General features: G+C 70.7%; 12 protein-coding genes. 9 read left to right on the top strand and 3 right to left on the bottom strand.

Annotated features, from left to right (window positions below; all coding sequences use genetic code 11):
• Window positions 1-90 precede the first annotated feature (90 nt).
• Genes KPB06_RS07825 through KPB06_RS07855 form a run of 7 tightly spaced genes read left to right on the top strand, consistent with a single transcriptional unit; the run spans window position 91 to window position 7,474 of the window.
• The gene (locus KPB06_RS07825; protein WP_059575202.1) at window positions 91-840 is read left to right on the top strand and encodes an SDR family oxidoreductase; all 750 of its coding nucleotides are present in this window, start codon (window positions 91-93) and stop codon (window positions 838-840) included.
• Window positions 831-1,442, top strand: coding sequence for a D-glycero-alpha-D-manno-heptose-1,7-bisphosphate 7-phosphatase (locus KPB06_RS07830; RefSeq protein ID WP_059575000.1), 612 nt, complete (start codon window positions 831-833; stop codon window positions 1,440-1,442). Before KPB06_RS07825 ends, KPB06_RS07830 begins: the two co-directional genes overlap by 10 nt.
• Window positions 1,439-2,641: a glycosyltransferase family 9 protein gene (locus KPB06_RS07835; protein WP_060011143.1), complete on the top strand. Its 1,203-nt coding sequence runs from the start codon at window positions 1,439-1,441 to the stop codon at window positions 2,639-2,641. The genes KPB06_RS07830 and KPB06_RS07835 overlap by 4 nt, the downstream gene beginning before the upstream one ends.
• Window positions 2,642-2,644: 3 nt before the next feature.
• On the top strand, window positions 2,645-4,390 hold the full coding sequence (locus tag KPB06_RS07840; RefSeq protein ID WP_089466123.1) for a carbamoyltransferase family protein: 1,746 nt from the start codon (window positions 2,645-2,647) through the stop codon (window positions 4,388-4,390).
• Window positions 4,387-5,388, top strand: a complete 1,002-nt coding sequence (locus KPB06_RS07845; protein WP_059575004.1) for a glycosyltransferase family 2 protein — start codon at window positions 4,387-4,389, stop codon at window positions 5,386-5,388. Before KPB06_RS07840 ends, KPB06_RS07845 begins: the two co-directional genes overlap by 4 nt.
• 57 nt (window positions 5,389-5,445) lie before the next feature.
• Window positions 5,446-6,534: a glycosyltransferase family 9 protein gene (locus KPB06_RS07850; protein ID WP_059575006.1), complete on the top strand. Its 1,089-nt coding sequence runs from the start codon at window positions 5,446-5,448 to the stop codon at window positions 6,532-6,534.
• Window positions 6,524-7,474, top strand: a complete 951-nt coding sequence (locus KPB06_RS07855) for a glycosyltransferase (RefSeq protein ID WP_059575008.1) — start codon at window positions 6,524-6,526, stop codon at window positions 7,472-7,474. The genes KPB06_RS07850 and KPB06_RS07855 overlap by 11 nt, the downstream gene beginning before the upstream one ends.
• A gap of 37 nt (window positions 7,475-7,511) precedes the next feature.
• Here the strand turns inward: KPB06_RS07855 and KPB06_RS07860 are convergent, their stop codons facing one another.
• Window positions 7,512-8,561: a sigma-54 interaction domain-containing protein gene (locus KPB06_RS07860; RefSeq protein ID WP_275905402.1), complete on the bottom strand. Its 1,050-nt coding sequence runs from the start codon at window positions 8,559-8,561 to the stop codon at window positions 7,512-7,514.
• 344 nt (window positions 8,562-8,905) lie between these two features.
• On the opposite strand from KPB06_RS07860, the gene KPB06_RS07865 reads away from it, so the two are divergent.
• The gene (locus tag KPB06_RS07865) at window positions 8,906-10,273 is read left to right on the top strand and encodes a sigma-54-dependent transcriptional regulator (RefSeq protein WP_059575013.1); all 1,368 of its coding nucleotides are present in this window, start codon (window positions 8,906-8,908) and stop codon (window positions 10,271-10,273) included.
• A 29-nt stretch (window positions 10,274-10,302) separates the two neighbouring features.
• Here KPB06_RS07865 and KPB06_RS07870 read toward each other — a convergent pair whose 3' ends face one another.
• Entirely contained in the window at window positions 10,303-11,226 is a 924-nt protein-coding gene (locus KPB06_RS07870) for a glycosyltransferase family 2 protein (protein WP_275905401.1), read from the bottom strand.
• Window positions 11,205-11,900, bottom strand: coding sequence for a PIG-L family deacetylase (locus tag KPB06_RS07875; protein ID WP_124860345.1), 696 nt, complete (start codon window positions 11,898-11,900; stop codon window positions 11,205-11,207). The genes KPB06_RS07870 and KPB06_RS07875 overlap by 22 nt, the downstream gene beginning before the upstream one ends.
• 131 nt (window positions 11,901-12,031) lie before the next feature.
• Here KPB06_RS07875 and KPB06_RS07880 point away from each other — a divergent pair, with 131 nt between their 5' ends.
• Complete coding sequence (locus tag KPB06_RS07880; RefSeq protein ID WP_226226000.1) at window positions 12,032-14,338, top strand: hybrid sensor histidine kinase/response regulator; 2,307 nt, start codon at window positions 12,032-12,034, stop codon at window positions 14,336-14,338.
• Window positions 14,339-14,348: the final 10 nt, after the last annotated feature.

Raw genomic sequence — 14,348 nt, forward strand, 5'->3', positions numbered from 1 at the left:
ACGGTTTTCGCTGTACCTCATGCACGGACGGTTGTCGCGACAAGTGTCGCCGTCAGCCGGATTGTTTTCCGACATCGACAGGAGGTGCAGGTGAACGCGACTCACGATCCAGCCAGACCGCCGCTCGCCGGCCGGACCGCACTCGTGACCGGGGGCGGCCGCGGCCTCGGCGAAGCCATTTGCGAGGAGTTGGCGCGGCACGGCGCGCATGTGGTCGTCGCCGATCTCGACGGCGACCGCGCGGCGGCCGTCGCGCAGCGGCTCGAACGGCACGGCGGGCACGCGGTAGGCCGGCCGCTCGACGTGCGCGACGAGGCATCGGTGCTGCAGGTCATGCACGATGCGCGCGAGTCGCTCGGCGATCTCGACGTGATCGTGAACAACGCGGCGATCGACGTGACCGCGCCGATCGACGACGTGAGCGTCGACGCATGGCAGCAGGTGCTGATGACGAACCTGTTCGGCCCGTACCTGATGTGCCATGCTGCCGTGCCGATGATGAAGGCGCGCGGCAACGGGCACATCGTCAACATCGCGTCGACCGCGTCGAAGCGGGCGTGGCCGAACGCGTCCGCGTATCACGCGACGAAGTGGGGGCTGCTCGGGCTCTCGCACGCGCTGCATGCGGAACTGCGGCCGAGCGGCGTGTGCGTGTCGGCGATCGTCGCGGGCGGGATGCGCACGCCGTTCCTGCTCGACCGCTTTCCGGACATCGACGAGGACACGCTGCAGCCGCCCGAGCACGTCGCGGCCGCCGTGCGCTTCGTGCTGACGCAGCCGCCGGGCACCGTGGTGCCGGAGCTGATGGTGCTGCCGATGAAGGAGACGTCATGGCCCTGAAGCGCGAACGGCGGCTGCCCGGCGCGGTGCTGCTCGACAAGGACGGCACGCTGCTCGACGACGTGCCGTACAACGTCGATCCCGCGCGCATGCGTCTCGCGCCGGGCGCGGCGCGCGCGCTGCGCACGCTCGGCGCGACCGGCATGCCGCTGGCGGTCGTGTCGAACCAGTCGGGCGTCGCGCTCGGCCGCTTTACCGAAAACGAGCTTGGCGCGGTCCGCCAGCGTCTCGCCGAACTGTTCGAAGCGAACGGCGCGACGCTGGCGGATTTTTTTTACTGCCCGCATCACCCGCAGGGCAGCGTGCCGCGCTATAGCGTCGAGTGCATCTGCCGCAAGCCGCGCCCGGGCATGCTGCGCCGCGCGCTGGCCGCGCTCGACGCCGTGCCGGAATGGAGCTGGATGATCGGCGACATTCTCGACGATGTCGAAGCCGGCCGCACCGCGCGCTGCGGTACGATCCTCGTCGACCGCGGCCACGAGACGGAATGGCGTGTCGACGCGGCGCGCACACCGCACCACGTCGTCGATCGCGTCGACCTGGCCGCCGACATCGTCGTGCGCGAAGCCGTGCGCCGGCACGGCGCGTGGGTGCGGCAATGAACACGGCCTGGAGCCGCGCCCGCCGCATCCTGTGCGTGCGGCTCGACAGCATCGGCGACGTACTGATGACCACGCCCGCGTTGCGTGCGCTGAAGGAAAGCGGCAGCGACCGCCGGCTGACGCTGCTGACGTCGCGCACGGGCGCCGCGCTCGCCAGGCATCTGCCGATGGTCGACGACGTGTGGAGCTACGACGCACCGTGGGTCAAGCATCCCGACGTGCGCGGCGATCCGGTGGCCGATCTCGACATGATCGACCGGCTGCTGGCCGGCCGCTTCGACGCCGCCGTGATCTTCACCGTGTACAGCCAGAACCCGTTGCCCGCCGCGATGATGTGCTGGCTCGCCGGTATTCCGCTGCGGCTCGCGCATTGCCGCGAAAACCCCTACGAATTGCTGACCGATCGCGTGCCGGAAACCGAGCCGGAATCGCACGTGCGCCACGAGGTCGCGCGCCAGCTCGCGCTGGTGCGCGCCGTCGGCGCGAAGACGTCGGACTGGCGGATGGCGTTCGCGCCCGGCGACGCGGCGCGGCATGCGGTGCACGCGCGCTTGCAGGCCGCGTTGCAGCGCGTCGGCGGCGCGCGCGAGCCGGATGCCGGGCGCGCGCGCTGGCTGGTCGTCCATCCGGGCGCGAGCGCGGCGTCGCGGCGCTGGCCGGCCGAGCGGTTCGGTGAAGCGGCGGCCGCCGTCGCGCCGCTGTTCGACGGCATCGCGGTGACGGGCAGTGCGGACGAACGCGCGCTGGTCGACACGGTGTGCGAACGGGCGGGGCCGCGCGCCGTGCCGCTCGCCGGCGCGTTGCCGCTCGGCGAACTGGGCGCGCTGATCGAGACGGCCGACCTGCTGCTGTCGAACAACAGCGGCCCCGTGCATCTCGCGGCCGCGCTCGGCACGCCGGTGGTCGACCTGTACGCGCTGACCAACCCGCAGCACACGCCGTGGCGTGTGCCGCACCGTGTGCTGAACGTCGATGTGCCGTGCCGCAACTGCTACCGCAGCGTGTGCGACCAGCCCGGCCATCCGTGCCTGCGCGGCGTGAGCGTCGACGACGTGGTCGCGGCCGTGCATGCGCTGCTGCGCGGCAGCGCGCGCCATGCGCAACGCGCGGCCGCGCGGGCTGCCGTGCACGGCGAAGAGCCGGCCGCGGCGCACGCATCGAACGTGATTCCGTTCGCGCACGTCATCACGAGGAACTGACGCATGCCAGACCCGATCCATACGCTCGGCATCAACGCCGCCTTCCACGACAGCGCCGCGTGCATCGTGCGCGACGGCGTCGTGATCGCGGCGGCCGAGGACGAACGCTTCACGCACGTGAAGCACGCGAAGCGCCCGGTGCCGTTCTCGACCTGGGAGCTGCCTTTCCACGCGATCGACTATTGCCTCGCGGAAGCCGGCATCACGCTCGCGGATGTCGACCACGTCGCGTATTCGTACGACCCGTGGTTCGAACTCGATCGCGAAGGCACCGCGCCGGCGCTGACCCTGCCGCTGTCGCCGTCCGCGCATGCGCCGCGCGAGGACGGCGCGTCGCCGTGGCATCCGCTGTTCCTGTCGTCGATCGTCAACGCGCCGCGCCAGCTCGCGGGCGGCGCGCCGCATCATCTGCAGCGGCGTTTTCGCGGCGTCACGCACGACGGGCCGTTCCGCTGGCATTTCATCGAGCACCATCTCGCGCACGAGGCGAGCGCGTTTCTCGCGGCGCCGTTCGAGCGCTGCGCGGTGATGACGATGGACGGGCGCGGCGAGCGCGCGACGACGAGCTACGGCGTGTTCGACGGCCGCTCGTACCGGCGGCTCGGGCAGGTGAACCTGCCGCATTCGCTCGGGCTGCTGTACGAGCGCGTGACGCGCTATCTCGGCTTCCTGCACTCGTCCGACGAATACAAGGTGATGGCGCTCGCGTCGTACGGCAAGCCGGTGTTCGCCGACGAGATGCGCAAGCTCGTGCAGTATCGCGGCGAAGGGCGCTATGAAGTGGTCGACGCGGACCTGGCCGCGCTGTTCGGTGCGCCGCGCGAGCGCGGCGGCCCGATCGAGCCGCATCACTGCGACATCGCGCATGCGCTGCAACTGGTGCTCGAGGAGACGACGCTGCGGGCGGTCGACTGGCTGGCCGCCGAGACCGGCGAGCGGCAGCTCGCGATGGCGGGCGGCGTCGCGCTGAACTGCGTGATGAACGCGCGGATCCGCGATCGCGGCCCGTTCGACGACGTGTGGGTGCAGCCGGCCGCCGGCGACGCGGGCACGGCGCTCGGCGCCGCGCTGTGGACCGACTTCCGGATGCGCGGCGCGCGCGGCGACTGGCGCATGGATCACGCGTATCTCGGCCCGGCCTACGACGACGACGCGATCGAGGCGTTCCTGAAGGAGGCACAGTTGCCGTACCGCCGGCTCGCCGACGTCGCCGCGCAGACGGCCGCGCTGCTCGCGGCGAACCGCGTGATCGGCTGGTTCCAGGGGCGCATGGAGTTCGGCCCGCGCGCGCTCGGCGCACGGTCGATCCTCGCGTCGCCGATCGACCCCGACATGCAGCGCAAGCTGAACCGGATCAAGGATCGCGAGGATTTCCGGCCGGTTGCGCCGGTCGTGCTCGAGGATCGCGCGCATCACTGGTTCAGCGGCGGCCGGCGCACGCCGCTGCGCGCGCCGTTCATGCTGTTCGTGTACGACGTCCTGCCCGAGCGCGCCGACAAGATTCCGGCGGTGCGCCACATCGACGGCACCGCGCGCGTGCAGACCGTCGATGAAACCCAGCATCCGCTGCTGCATGCACTGCTGACCGAGTTCGACGCGCTCACCGGCGTGCCGGTGCTCGTCAACACGTCGTTCAACACGCGCGGCGAACCGATCGTGTGCTCGCCGCGCGATGCGATCGAATGCTTCTGGACCTCGCCGCTCGACGCGCTCGTGATCGGCCCGTTCCTGCTGGAGAAGCCGAGATGAACATGCGCGACACGCACGTGGCGCCGGTCGTGTCGGTCGTCGTGCCGACCTACCGGCGGCCCGATCTGCTCGAACGCTGCCTCGATGCGCTGTGCGTGCAGGCGTTCGATCCGGCCACCTACGAGATCGTCGTGGTGGACGACGATCCGGCCGGCAGCGCGCGCGCCGTGGTCGATGCGTGCCGCGCGCGCGTGACCGACGTGCCGGCGATCCGCTACATGACGGCGCCCGACACGCAGGGGCCGGCCGGCGCGCGCAACGTCGGGTGGCGCAGCGCGGACGGCGCGCTGATCGCGTTCACCGACGACGACACGATTCCCGATCCGGCCTGGCTGCGCAACGGCGCGGCCGCGCTGCTGGCCGCGCCGTCGGCGGCGGCCGCGGCCGGCCGGATCGACGTGCCGTTGCGGCCGTGCCCGACCGACTACGAACGTGACGCGGCGGGGCTCGCCCATGCGGAATTCGCGACCGCGAACTGCTTCGTGCGGCGCGCGGCGCTCGAACGCGTCGGCGGCTTCGACGAACGCTTCACGCGCGCGTGGCGCGAGGACGCCGACCTGATGTTCGCGTTGCGCGAGCACGCGGGGCCGATCGTCGAGGCCGATGCCGCGCGCATCGTGCATCCGGTGCGTCCCGCCCGCTGGGGATCGAGCATCGGCGCGCAGTCGAAGGTGTATTTCGATGCGCTGCTGTACAAGAAGCATCGCGCGACCTACCGGCGCCATATCCGGCCCGTGCCGCCGTGGCATTACTACGCGGCCGTGCTCGCCGCGCTCGGCGCGCTCGGCTGTTTCGCGGCCGGCTGGCCGGCGCCGGCCATCGTGTGCGCGGCGGTGTGGGCCGCGATTACCGCCGGGTTCTGCGCGAAGCGATTGCGCGGCACGCAGCTCACGCCGTCGCATGTGGCCGAGATGATCGTCACCTCCATCGCGATTCCGCCCGTGTCGCTGTACTGGCGCATGCGCGGCGCGCTTCACTTCCGTGTGCTTTTCCTTTGACGTCCCCCTACCTTTCCTTCCCGCCATCCATGGCGGGGTTTCCCGGAGCAGATCGTGATGAAGCTCGATCCAGACCTCGATTCCGACGGCCCGCGCGGCCCGAAACGGATCGCGGTGTTCCGCGCGCTGCAGCTCGGCGACATGCTGTGCGCGGTGCCCGCGCTGCGGGCGTTGCGGCGCGGCGAACCCGATGCGCGCATCACGCTGATCGGCCTGCCGTGGGCGCGTGAATTCGCGTCGCGCTTTTCGGACTACGTCGACAGCTTCATCGCGTTCCCCGGCGCACCGGGGCTCGGCGAGCAGCCCGAACCCGACGCGGCCACGCGCGAGGCATTCATCGCCGAATGCCGCGCGCGCGACTTCGATCTCGCGATCCAGTTGCACGGCAGCGGCGCGCACACGAACGCGATCGTCGCGTCGCTCGGCGCGGCGCGCACGGCCGGCTTCGTGCCGGCCGACGGCGGCACGGCCGCGCTCGACTGCGCGCTCGTGTGGCGCGACGACGAGCCGGAAGTGACGCGCTACCTGGCGCTCACGCGCAAGCTCGGCTACGCGGACTGGGGCGACTTCCTCGAATTCCCGCTCGGCGGGCTCGACTACGCGCTGTGGCACGTGCTCTGCGACGAACATGGGCTGGATCCCGGCCGCTACGTGATCGTCCATCCCGGCGCGCGGATGGCGTCGCGCCGCTGGCCGGTCGAGCGCTTCGCGCTGGCGGCGCGGCAGCTCGCCGACGACGGCTGGCAGATCGTGCTGACCGGCACGCGCGCGGAACTGGCGCTGGCCGCCGCATTCGCCGAGCATCTCGGGCGGCCGTGCGTGAATCTGTGCGGCCGCACGCCGCTCGGCGCGCTCGCCGCGCTGATCGCCCGTGCGCGGCTGCTGTTGTGCAACGACACGGGCGTGTCGCACGTGGCGGCGGCGCTCGGCACGCCGAGCATCGTCGTCGCGTGCGGCAGCGATACGGCCCGCTGGGCGCCGCTCGACGCCGAACGCCATCGCGTACTCGCGAACTACCCGGCATGCCGGCCGTGCATGTTCGATACCTGTCCGTACGGGCACGAGTGCGCGACGGCGATCGGCGTCGGCGACGTGATCGAGCGGGCGGGCGAACTGCTCGCGGAGGAGAAGCGTCATGTCTGTTAAGCGGTTGCGCGTGCTGACCTGGCACGTGCATGGCAACTATCTGTATTACCTGTCGCAGGCGCCGCACGATTTCTACATCGTGACGAAGCCGCAGCATCCGCCCGGCTATGCGGGCCGGGTCGGGCACCTGCCGTGGGGCGACAACGTGCACGAGGTGCCGGCCGAGTGCGTGCGCGACACCGAATTCGACTGCGTGCTGTACCAGCACGTGAAGCATTACCAGCACGACCGCCTGCGGCTGCTGAGCGAAGCGCAACGTGCGCTGCCGACGCTGTTCGTCGAGCACGATCCGCCGCGCGAGCATCCGACCGACACGCTGCATCCGGTGCAGGACCCGAACGTGTTGCTGGTGCACGTGACGCCGTTCAACGCGCTGATGTGGGACAACGGCGTGACGCCGACGCGCGTGATCGAGCATGGCGTGCTGGTGCCCGAAGGCATCGAGTATCGCGGCACGCTGCCGAAGGGCGTGGCCGTCGTGAACAATCTCGCGCGGCGCGGCCGGCGCCTCGGCGCGGATCTGTTCGAGGTCGTGCGGCACAGCGTGCCGATCGACCTCGTCGGGATGGGGTCGGCCGAACTCGGCGGGATCGGCGAGGTGCCGAACCCCGCGCTGCCACAGTTCCTGTCGCACTACCGGTTCTTCTTCAATCCGATCCGCTACACGAGCCTCGGGCTCGCGGTGATCGAGGCGATGATGATCGGGCTGCCGATCGTCGCGCTCGCGACGACGGAGATGGCGCAACTCGTGAGGACCGGCAGCAACGGCGTGGCCGATACGCGGCCGGGCGTGCTGATCGACGCGATGCGCATGCTGATCCGCGATCCGGACCTGGCGCGCGAGTGGGGCGCGGCGGCCAGGCGCGACGCGTGCGAGCGATTCGGCATCGAACGCTTCGCACGCGACTGGGACGCCGCGCTGCGCGACATGACGGCGTGACCCGCCGACGCGACGGCGGCGGCGTGCCCCGCCGCGCTCACGGCGTCGTCGCGGACGGCGACGCAGGCGGCCCAGCGGGGGCGCCGCCGCCGTTCGATGCATTCCCGGCCGGTGGCGCGTTGCCGCTTGCCGCGTTGCGCTCGCTTTCGGACAGCAGCGCGAGCCGGTTGTACAGCGTTTTCAGGCTGATGCCGAGCGCCTTCGCGGTGCGCGGCTTGTCGCCGTTGAAATGCCGCAGCGACGCGACGATGAAGCGCTGCTGCGTGTGCGCGAGCGTCGTGCCGATATGCAGCGTCATCGCGTTGTGGCGCACTTCCTCGCGCGGTGGCGGACGGCGCGGCAACTGCAGTTCGATCTGCTCGTCGGCGAGGATGAACGCGCGCTCGAGTGCGTTGCGCAGTTCGCGCACGTTGCCGGGCCACGTGTAGGTGCGCAACGCCTTCATCGCCTGGGTGGACAGCCGCTTTCGCGTGCGGTGCCGCGCGTTCAGCCGTTCGACGATCTGCACCGCGATGTCGCCGACGTCGTCCTCGCGCTGCCGGAGCGCGGGCACGTGCAACGCGATCGGCGCGATCCGGTAGAACAGGTCCTCGCGCAGCCTGCCGCTGCGCATCGCCTCGACCGGATCGTGATGCGTGGCCGCGACGATCCGCACGTCGAGCGGGATCGGCTCGTGACCGCCCACGCGTACGATCGTGTTGGTTTCGAGCGTGCGCAGCAGCTTGACCTGCAATTCGAGCGGCATCTCGGCGATCTCGTCGAGAAACAGCGTGCCGCCGCGCGCGGCTTCGAACATGCCCACGTGCTGTGCGACGGCGCCCGTGAAGCTGCCTTTCTCGTGACCGAACAACTGCGACTCCGCGATGTCCTTCGGAATCGCGCCGCAATTGACGGGCACGAACGGGCCGCGACGGCGCGGGCTCATGTCGTGAATGAGCCGGGCGACGATATCCTTGCCCGCGCCGCTTTCGCCGACCACCAGCACACTCACGCGGGTGGCGGCGACGCGCGACACTTTCAGCAGCAGATCCTGAATTGTTCGCGAACGACCGAACAGTCGCGTGCCGTCATCGTGGGATTTCGACATGGGGTAATAACCGGATTGGGAAGTTTTGACCGAATGTGTCGTGGCCAGGTAGAAACGACGTGACACACGTCGTCTTTCAGGTACTCAGAATACCTTTTATGCCGATTCGCCGACATTGAATCTGGCAATGCGGCTTGCGTCGGCGGATAGATTTATTCGATGGGCGACGAATGCGAGACACCGTTCTTCTATACTGCTAAGCACGCGTTTTCATTGCAGGACAGCTTGTCTGCGATTCGTGTGCAGCGTGGAGGATGCCGTCGTGGGCTCTGTGACGCGCATTGCGCTGCACGTGTCGCGGCGCCGGCCGATGTACGCGCCGGCCCGCATTACAAGGAGCCTCGATGCCTTACGTCCTGATCGTCGAAGACGACGCCGATACGCGAACGATGCTCGCCACGCTCGCACGCACGCAGCAGCTCTCGTGCGATACGGCCGCGACGCTTGAAGAAGCGCGCACGCTCGTCTCGACGCATACCCCCGATCTCGTGCTGTGCGACCTCGTGCTGCCCGATGGCAACGGGATGGATCTGTTCGACGCATTGCCCAAGCGCGGGCATTGCGAAATGGTGCTGACCACCGGCCACGCGAGCCTCGAAACCGCGATCGACGCATTGCGGCGCGGCGCGAGCGACTATCTGGTGAAGCCGCTCAACATGCAGCGGCTGAACAGCATCTTCGCGCGCGTGCCGCGCACGACCGCGCTGCACGAGGAAATCGCGGAGCTGCGCTCGGAGCTGCAGCGCCTCGGCCGCTTCGGCCGCATGCTCGGCAGCTCGCCCGCGATGCAGGCCGTCTACGATGCGATCGGCCGCGTCGCGCGCACCGAAGCGTCGGTGCTGCTCACCGGCGAATCGGGCACCGGCAAGGAACTCGCCGCGCAGACCGTGCACGACCTGAGCCTGCGCCGCCGCGGGCCGTTCCTCGCGGTGAATTGCGGCGCGATCGCCGCGAACCTCGTCGAGAGCGAGATGTTCGGCCACGACCGCGGCAGCTTCACCGGCGCCGAACGCCAGCACAAGGGCTTCTTCGAACGCGCCGACGGCGGCACGCTGTTTCTCGACGAAATCACCGAGATGCCGCTCGAGTCGCAGGTCAAGCTGCTGCGCGTGCTGGAAACCGGGCGCGTCACGCGGCTCGGCTCGACGCGCGAGATCGACGTCGACGTGCGCATCGTCGCCGCGACGAACCGCGACCCGGAAGCCGCGATGGCGGACGGCAAGCTGCGGCCCGACCTGTTTCACCGGATCAACGTGTTCCCGATCCCGCTGCCGTCGCTGCGCGAACGCGGCGACGACATCCCGATGCTCGCCGATGCGTTCCTGCAGCGCTACAACGAGGAGAGCGGCCGCAACCTGCGCTTCTCGCCGGCCGCGCGCGAAGCGCTGAAGACCTACGAATGGCCGGGCAACGTGCGCGAGCTGCGCAACTTCGTGCAGCGCGCGAGCATCTTCACCGATGCCGACGTGATCGACACGCTGCCGCCGCCGATCATGGACGAGCTGTCGAGCATGGTCGATTCGCACGAGGATCGCGTGACGGTGCCGTTCGGCACGCCGCTCGAGGAAGTCGACCGCAAGCTGATCCTCGGCACGATCGCCCAATGCGGCGGCGTGAAGGCGCAGGCGGCGGAGGTGCTCGACGTCAGCCTGAAGACGATCTACAACCGGCTCGCGCAACTGGAAGACGAAGCGGAAAAACCCGATTCCTGATGCCGCTACGATCGCGTTTACGTTCCCGCTCATGTGCCCGTTCCGGTCTCGCGGCGCGTATCGCGCTCGAGCAGACGGCGCATGTGTTCGATCCGTGGCGGGATCGTGCGTCGTTCGCGCAGGATCCACGGCAGCCCGGCGAACGTGCGCACGATCGCACGTTCGCGGCGCAGCAGCGGCAGCATGCGCACCGTATGCAGCCACGCGGCGGCGGCGGGCCATCTGAGCCACGCGGTCCACACCGCGTTGCGGGCGGCGGTGTGCGCGCGCATCGTCCGGTCGCGCCGCGTCGACGGATGATGATGGACGGTCAGGCCCGGTGCATACACGAGCCAGTGGCCGGCGCGATACAGATCGAGCGCGAGCAGCGCTTCCTCGCCGCCGAGGAAGTAGCGCGGATGGTAGCCGCCGGCGCGCACGAACGCGTCGCGCCGGAATGCGGTCGCACCGGCCAGCAGCCCGAGGATCGGGCGGCCGGGCAGCGCGACCGGCGCGTCGAGCGGGCTGTCGGCCATCAGCCGGCAGGTCGGGTCCTCGCGCTCGTCGGGGCCGACCAGCACGCGTGCGGTGACGGCCGCGACGTGCGGATACGCGTCGAGCAGATTCGCGGCTTCGGCGATCGAGCCGGGCGCCCACCACGTGTCGTCGTCGCAGAACGCGACGTGGCGCGTGCGGGCCGCGGCGACGCCGAGATTGCGGCCGGCGGCGCCGAGATTGCCGGGCGCGTGCACGAGCGCGACATGCGGGTAGCGCTCGCGGATCAGCGTGGCCGTCTCGGCGTCCGCCGCGTTGTCGACGACCACGATCGCCGGCCGGTCGGGCAGCGCGGAAAGGTGGTCGAGCGTGCGCGCGAGTTCGGCCGCGCGCCGGCAGGTCAGCACGATTGCGGTCACGCGCGGCTCGCGCGGCGGCAGCGCGATGCGCGCGGGCATTACGCGGACGTGACGTCGCATTCGAGCCGCCAGATCGTTTCGGGTTCGCGGAGAGCGGCACGCATATGAGGCTCGAGCAGCGTGACCTGGCTGGCATAGGCGTCGACGGCGGCGGCTTTCGCGGCGGCGCCGTCCGTCCCGCTGCCGGCCGGCGGGGCGACCGGATGCGCGAGCCAGCCGTGCTCGCGCCAGCCGGCCACGCGCTCGGCCATCAGCCCGTCGATGCGGCGGTAGGGCGCGTCCTCGTAGAAGCGCCAGACGCGCGACGCATCGTCGTCGCGCAGCAGGCGCAGCATGGCTTCGTGCACCTGCAGATGATCGCGGTGGAACAGGCCGGCCGGCGCGAGCACGCCGAAGCCCGGGTGGGCGTCGATCGCCGCGGCCACGCGTGTCGCGATCGCGGTCGACGTAGTCGGTATGCCGTACTGATCGTCGAGGAAGTCGAGCCACACGGGGCGGGCGTCGAGCAGCGCGAGCGCGCGGCGGTCTTCGTCGCGGCGCGCGCGCATCGCTTCGTCGGCGTGGCGAAACCCCGCGCGGCGGTCCCACGGCGGCGCGGGCGTGCCGGGTGGCGGCATCCCCGCGAAGACGGTCACGACGATCGAGCCGGGCGCGTGCGCGAGCAGTTGCCCGCAACTGAAGACGGCATCGTCGAGATGCGGCGAGACGACGAGCCAGCGTGTCGGGTCGGGCATGGCGTGAAGATCTCCATCGTGAGCGGCCGGGCCGCCGGTGCGAATCGGCCAGCATGCGGGCCAGCACGCGCCGTGCCTGCCGGCGGCATCCGCGCCGGCCGCCGCCGACTGTCCCAGCAGGAGCGTGTCCGATGACCGAAATTGCACGGCCGCAGGCCGGAAATTACGCGACGGCCGTGATGCTGGTCGCGATCGCGACCGTGCTGCAGACGCTCGCGATCCGCTTCGGCGGCGTGAATCTGCCGTTCGTGTTGTATTACCCGCTGCTCGCCGGCGCCGCGTGGGTGACGTCGTTCCTGTTCGGCATCGTGTCGACGGTGGTCAGCGGGCTGCTCGTGTGGACGCTGTTCCTGTCCGATCCGGCTGCCTATACGGCGCCGCTGCCCGACCGGCTCGTGCAGCTCGGCACGTTCATGCTGATCGGGGCGCTGGTATGCGCGGTCGCGTCGATGCTGCATCGCACGCGCGTCACGAGCGATCGCGCGCGCCGACGCGAGGCCGCCGCGCGCCGGCGGCTCGAAGCCGTGCTTCGCGCGCTGCCGCACGGCGTGATCGCGACCGATCCGACGGGGCGGCTCACCTATCTGAACGCGGCCGCGGCCGAACTCGTCGGCTGCGAGCCGGACGAGGCGATCGGGCGGCCGGTGCGCGATGTATTGCGGATCGTCGATCACGAAGGGCGCCGCGTGCAGACCACGCCGCTCGATCGCGCGCTCGGCGGGGCCGAGGCGACGTCCGACCGGCACTGGCTGCGGGCCGGCGACCACGATCCGGTGCCGATCGTCGCGGTCGCGTCGCCGATCGGCGACGCGGACGGCAACCTCGACGGCGCGGTGCTGCTGTTGCGCGATGCTGGCGCGGAGCGCGCGCGCGTGGACGCATCGCGGCTCCAGCAGGCGGTCGTCGAGGCGTCGCCGGACGCGATCGTCGGGATCGACGCCGACGGCCGCATCGCGAGCTGGAACCCGGCCGCGCGGCGGATCTTCGGCTACGACGAGGCCGACGCGCGCGGCCGCCGGCTCGACACGCTGATCGCACGGCGCTGGCTGCGGCTCAATCCGCTCGCCGAGACGTTCGACGCGATGCGCGAGCCGGTCGGGCCGGTCGAACTGCTGTGCGTGCGGCGCGACGGGCGGCGGTTTCGGGCGACGGTATCGGCGTGCCCGGTGCAGGGCGACGCGCGGGCCTGCGTCGCGCTGTCGCTGATACTGCGCGAAACCGGTGCGCAGCGCCGCCGCGACCTGCGGGCGCAGCGCTCGCTGCAAGGCGCCCGCGATGCGCTCGACCAGGCCGACACGTCGAATCGTCTGAAGGACGAACTGCTGGCCACGGTGTCGCACGAGTTGCGTACGCCGCTGAACGTGATCTACGGGTGGATCGAGGTGCTGCGCAACACCGACGACCACGCGTTGCAGCATCAGGCGATCGACGCGATCGACCGCAGCGCGCGTTCGCTCACGCGGATGGTCGGCGACATCCTCGACGCGTCGTCGCTCGCGACCGGCAAACTGCGGCTCGATGCGACGCCGGTCGACGTCGTGCGGCTGTTCTCCGATCAGGTCGGCACGTTCCAGACCGCGGCGTCGTCGGCCGGCATCATGCTCGAATTCGACTGCGACGCCTCCGCGTGCATCGTGTCGGGCGACGCCGAGCGGTTGCGGCAGATGCTGTCGAATCTCATCTCGAATGCGATGAAATTCACGCCGGCCGGCGGTAGCGTGACCGTCCGGCTCGCGCGCGACGATGCGCATGCGGTGCTGACCGTCACCGATACCGGGCAGGGCATCGCGACGGAGTTCGTGCCGTACGTGTTCGACATGTTCCGCCGCGCGGACGATTCGCCCGCGTCGCCGCGGCGGGGGCTCGGTCTCGGCCTGTCGATCGTGCGGCACATCGCGGAGCTGCACGGCGGCCGCGTGACCGTCGCGAGCGCGGGCCGCGATCGCGGCACGACGTTTACGGTGACGCTGCCGGCCGGGTGGCAGCCGGCCGGCGCGATGGCGTGGGGCATCGTGCAGGCGAGCGGCCGCCGCGACGCGCTCACGCTCGATACGCAGCGCATCCTGATCGTCGACGACGACGCGACCACGCGCGCGAGCCTCACGGCCGCGCTGACCACGCTCGGCGCGGCCGTCGCGATCGCGTCGTCGGGACGCGAGGCGCTCGCGATGGCGGCCGACATGCGCCCGACCGTCGTGCTGTCCGATCTCGCGATGCCCGACGGCGACGGCTTCTGGCTGCTGGAAGCGTTGCGGCGCGGCGCGCTGAACGGCGACGGCGGGCCGCCCGACGTGCGCGTGCTGGCCGTCACCGCGCACGCGGGCCTCGCCGACGAACGCCGCGCGCTGGAGGCGGGCTTCGACGGCTACCTGTGCAAGCCGGTCGACGTGCGCGAACTGGCCCACAAGATCGCGCACGTGACGAAGCGCGACGGCTGACGCGTTTCGT

The organism is Burkholderia semiarida (assembly GCF_029268935.1).
Classification (GTDB): domain Bacteria; phylum Pseudomonadota; class Gammaproteobacteria; order Burkholderiales; family Burkholderiaceae; genus Burkholderia; species Burkholderia semiarida.

Bases quoted from the DNA above. Each gene is read 5' to 3' on its own strand.
- KPB06_RS07830 (WP_059575000.1), top strand. From the start codon at position 831: ATGGCCCTGAAGCGCGAACGGCGGCTGCCCGGCGCGGTGCTGCTCGAC.
- KPB06_RS07835 (WP_060011143.1), top strand. From the start codon at position 1,439: ATGAACACGGCCTGGAGCCGCGCCCGCCGCATCCTGTGCGTGCGGCTC.
- KPB06_RS07840 (WP_089466123.1), top strand. From the start codon at position 2,645: ATGCCAGACCCGATCCATACGCTCGGCATCAACGCCGCCTTCCACGAC.
- KPB06_RS07845 (WP_059575004.1), top strand. From the start codon at position 4,387: ATGAACATGCGCGACACGCACGTGGCGCCGGTCGTGTCGGTCGTCGTG.
- KPB06_RS07850 (WP_059575006.1), top strand. From the start codon at position 5,446: ATGAAGCTCGATCCAGACCTCGATTCCGACGGCCCGCGCGGCCCGAAA.
- KPB06_RS07855 (WP_059575008.1), top strand. From the start codon at position 6,524: ATGTCTGTTAAGCGGTTGCGCGTGCTGACCTGGCACGTGCATGGCAAC.
- KPB06_RS07860 (WP_275905402.1), bottom strand. From the start codon at position 8,561: ATGTCGAAATCCCACGATGACGGCACGCGACTGTTCGGTCGTTCGCGA.
- KPB06_RS07865 (WP_059575013.1), top strand. From the start codon at position 8,906: ATGCCTTACGTCCTGATCGTCGAAGACGACGCCGATACGCGAACGATG.
- KPB06_RS07870 (WP_275905401.1), bottom strand. From the start codon at position 11,226: ATGCGACGTCACGTCCGCGTAATGCCCGCGCGCATCGCGCTGCCGCCG.
- KPB06_RS07875 (WP_124860345.1), bottom strand. From the start codon at position 11,900: ATGCCCGACCCGACACGCTGGCTCGTCGTCTCGCCGCATCTCGACGAT.
- KPB06_RS07880 (WP_226226000.1), top strand. From the start codon at position 12,032: ATGACCGAAATTGCACGGCCGCAGGCCGGAAATTACGCGACGGCCGTG.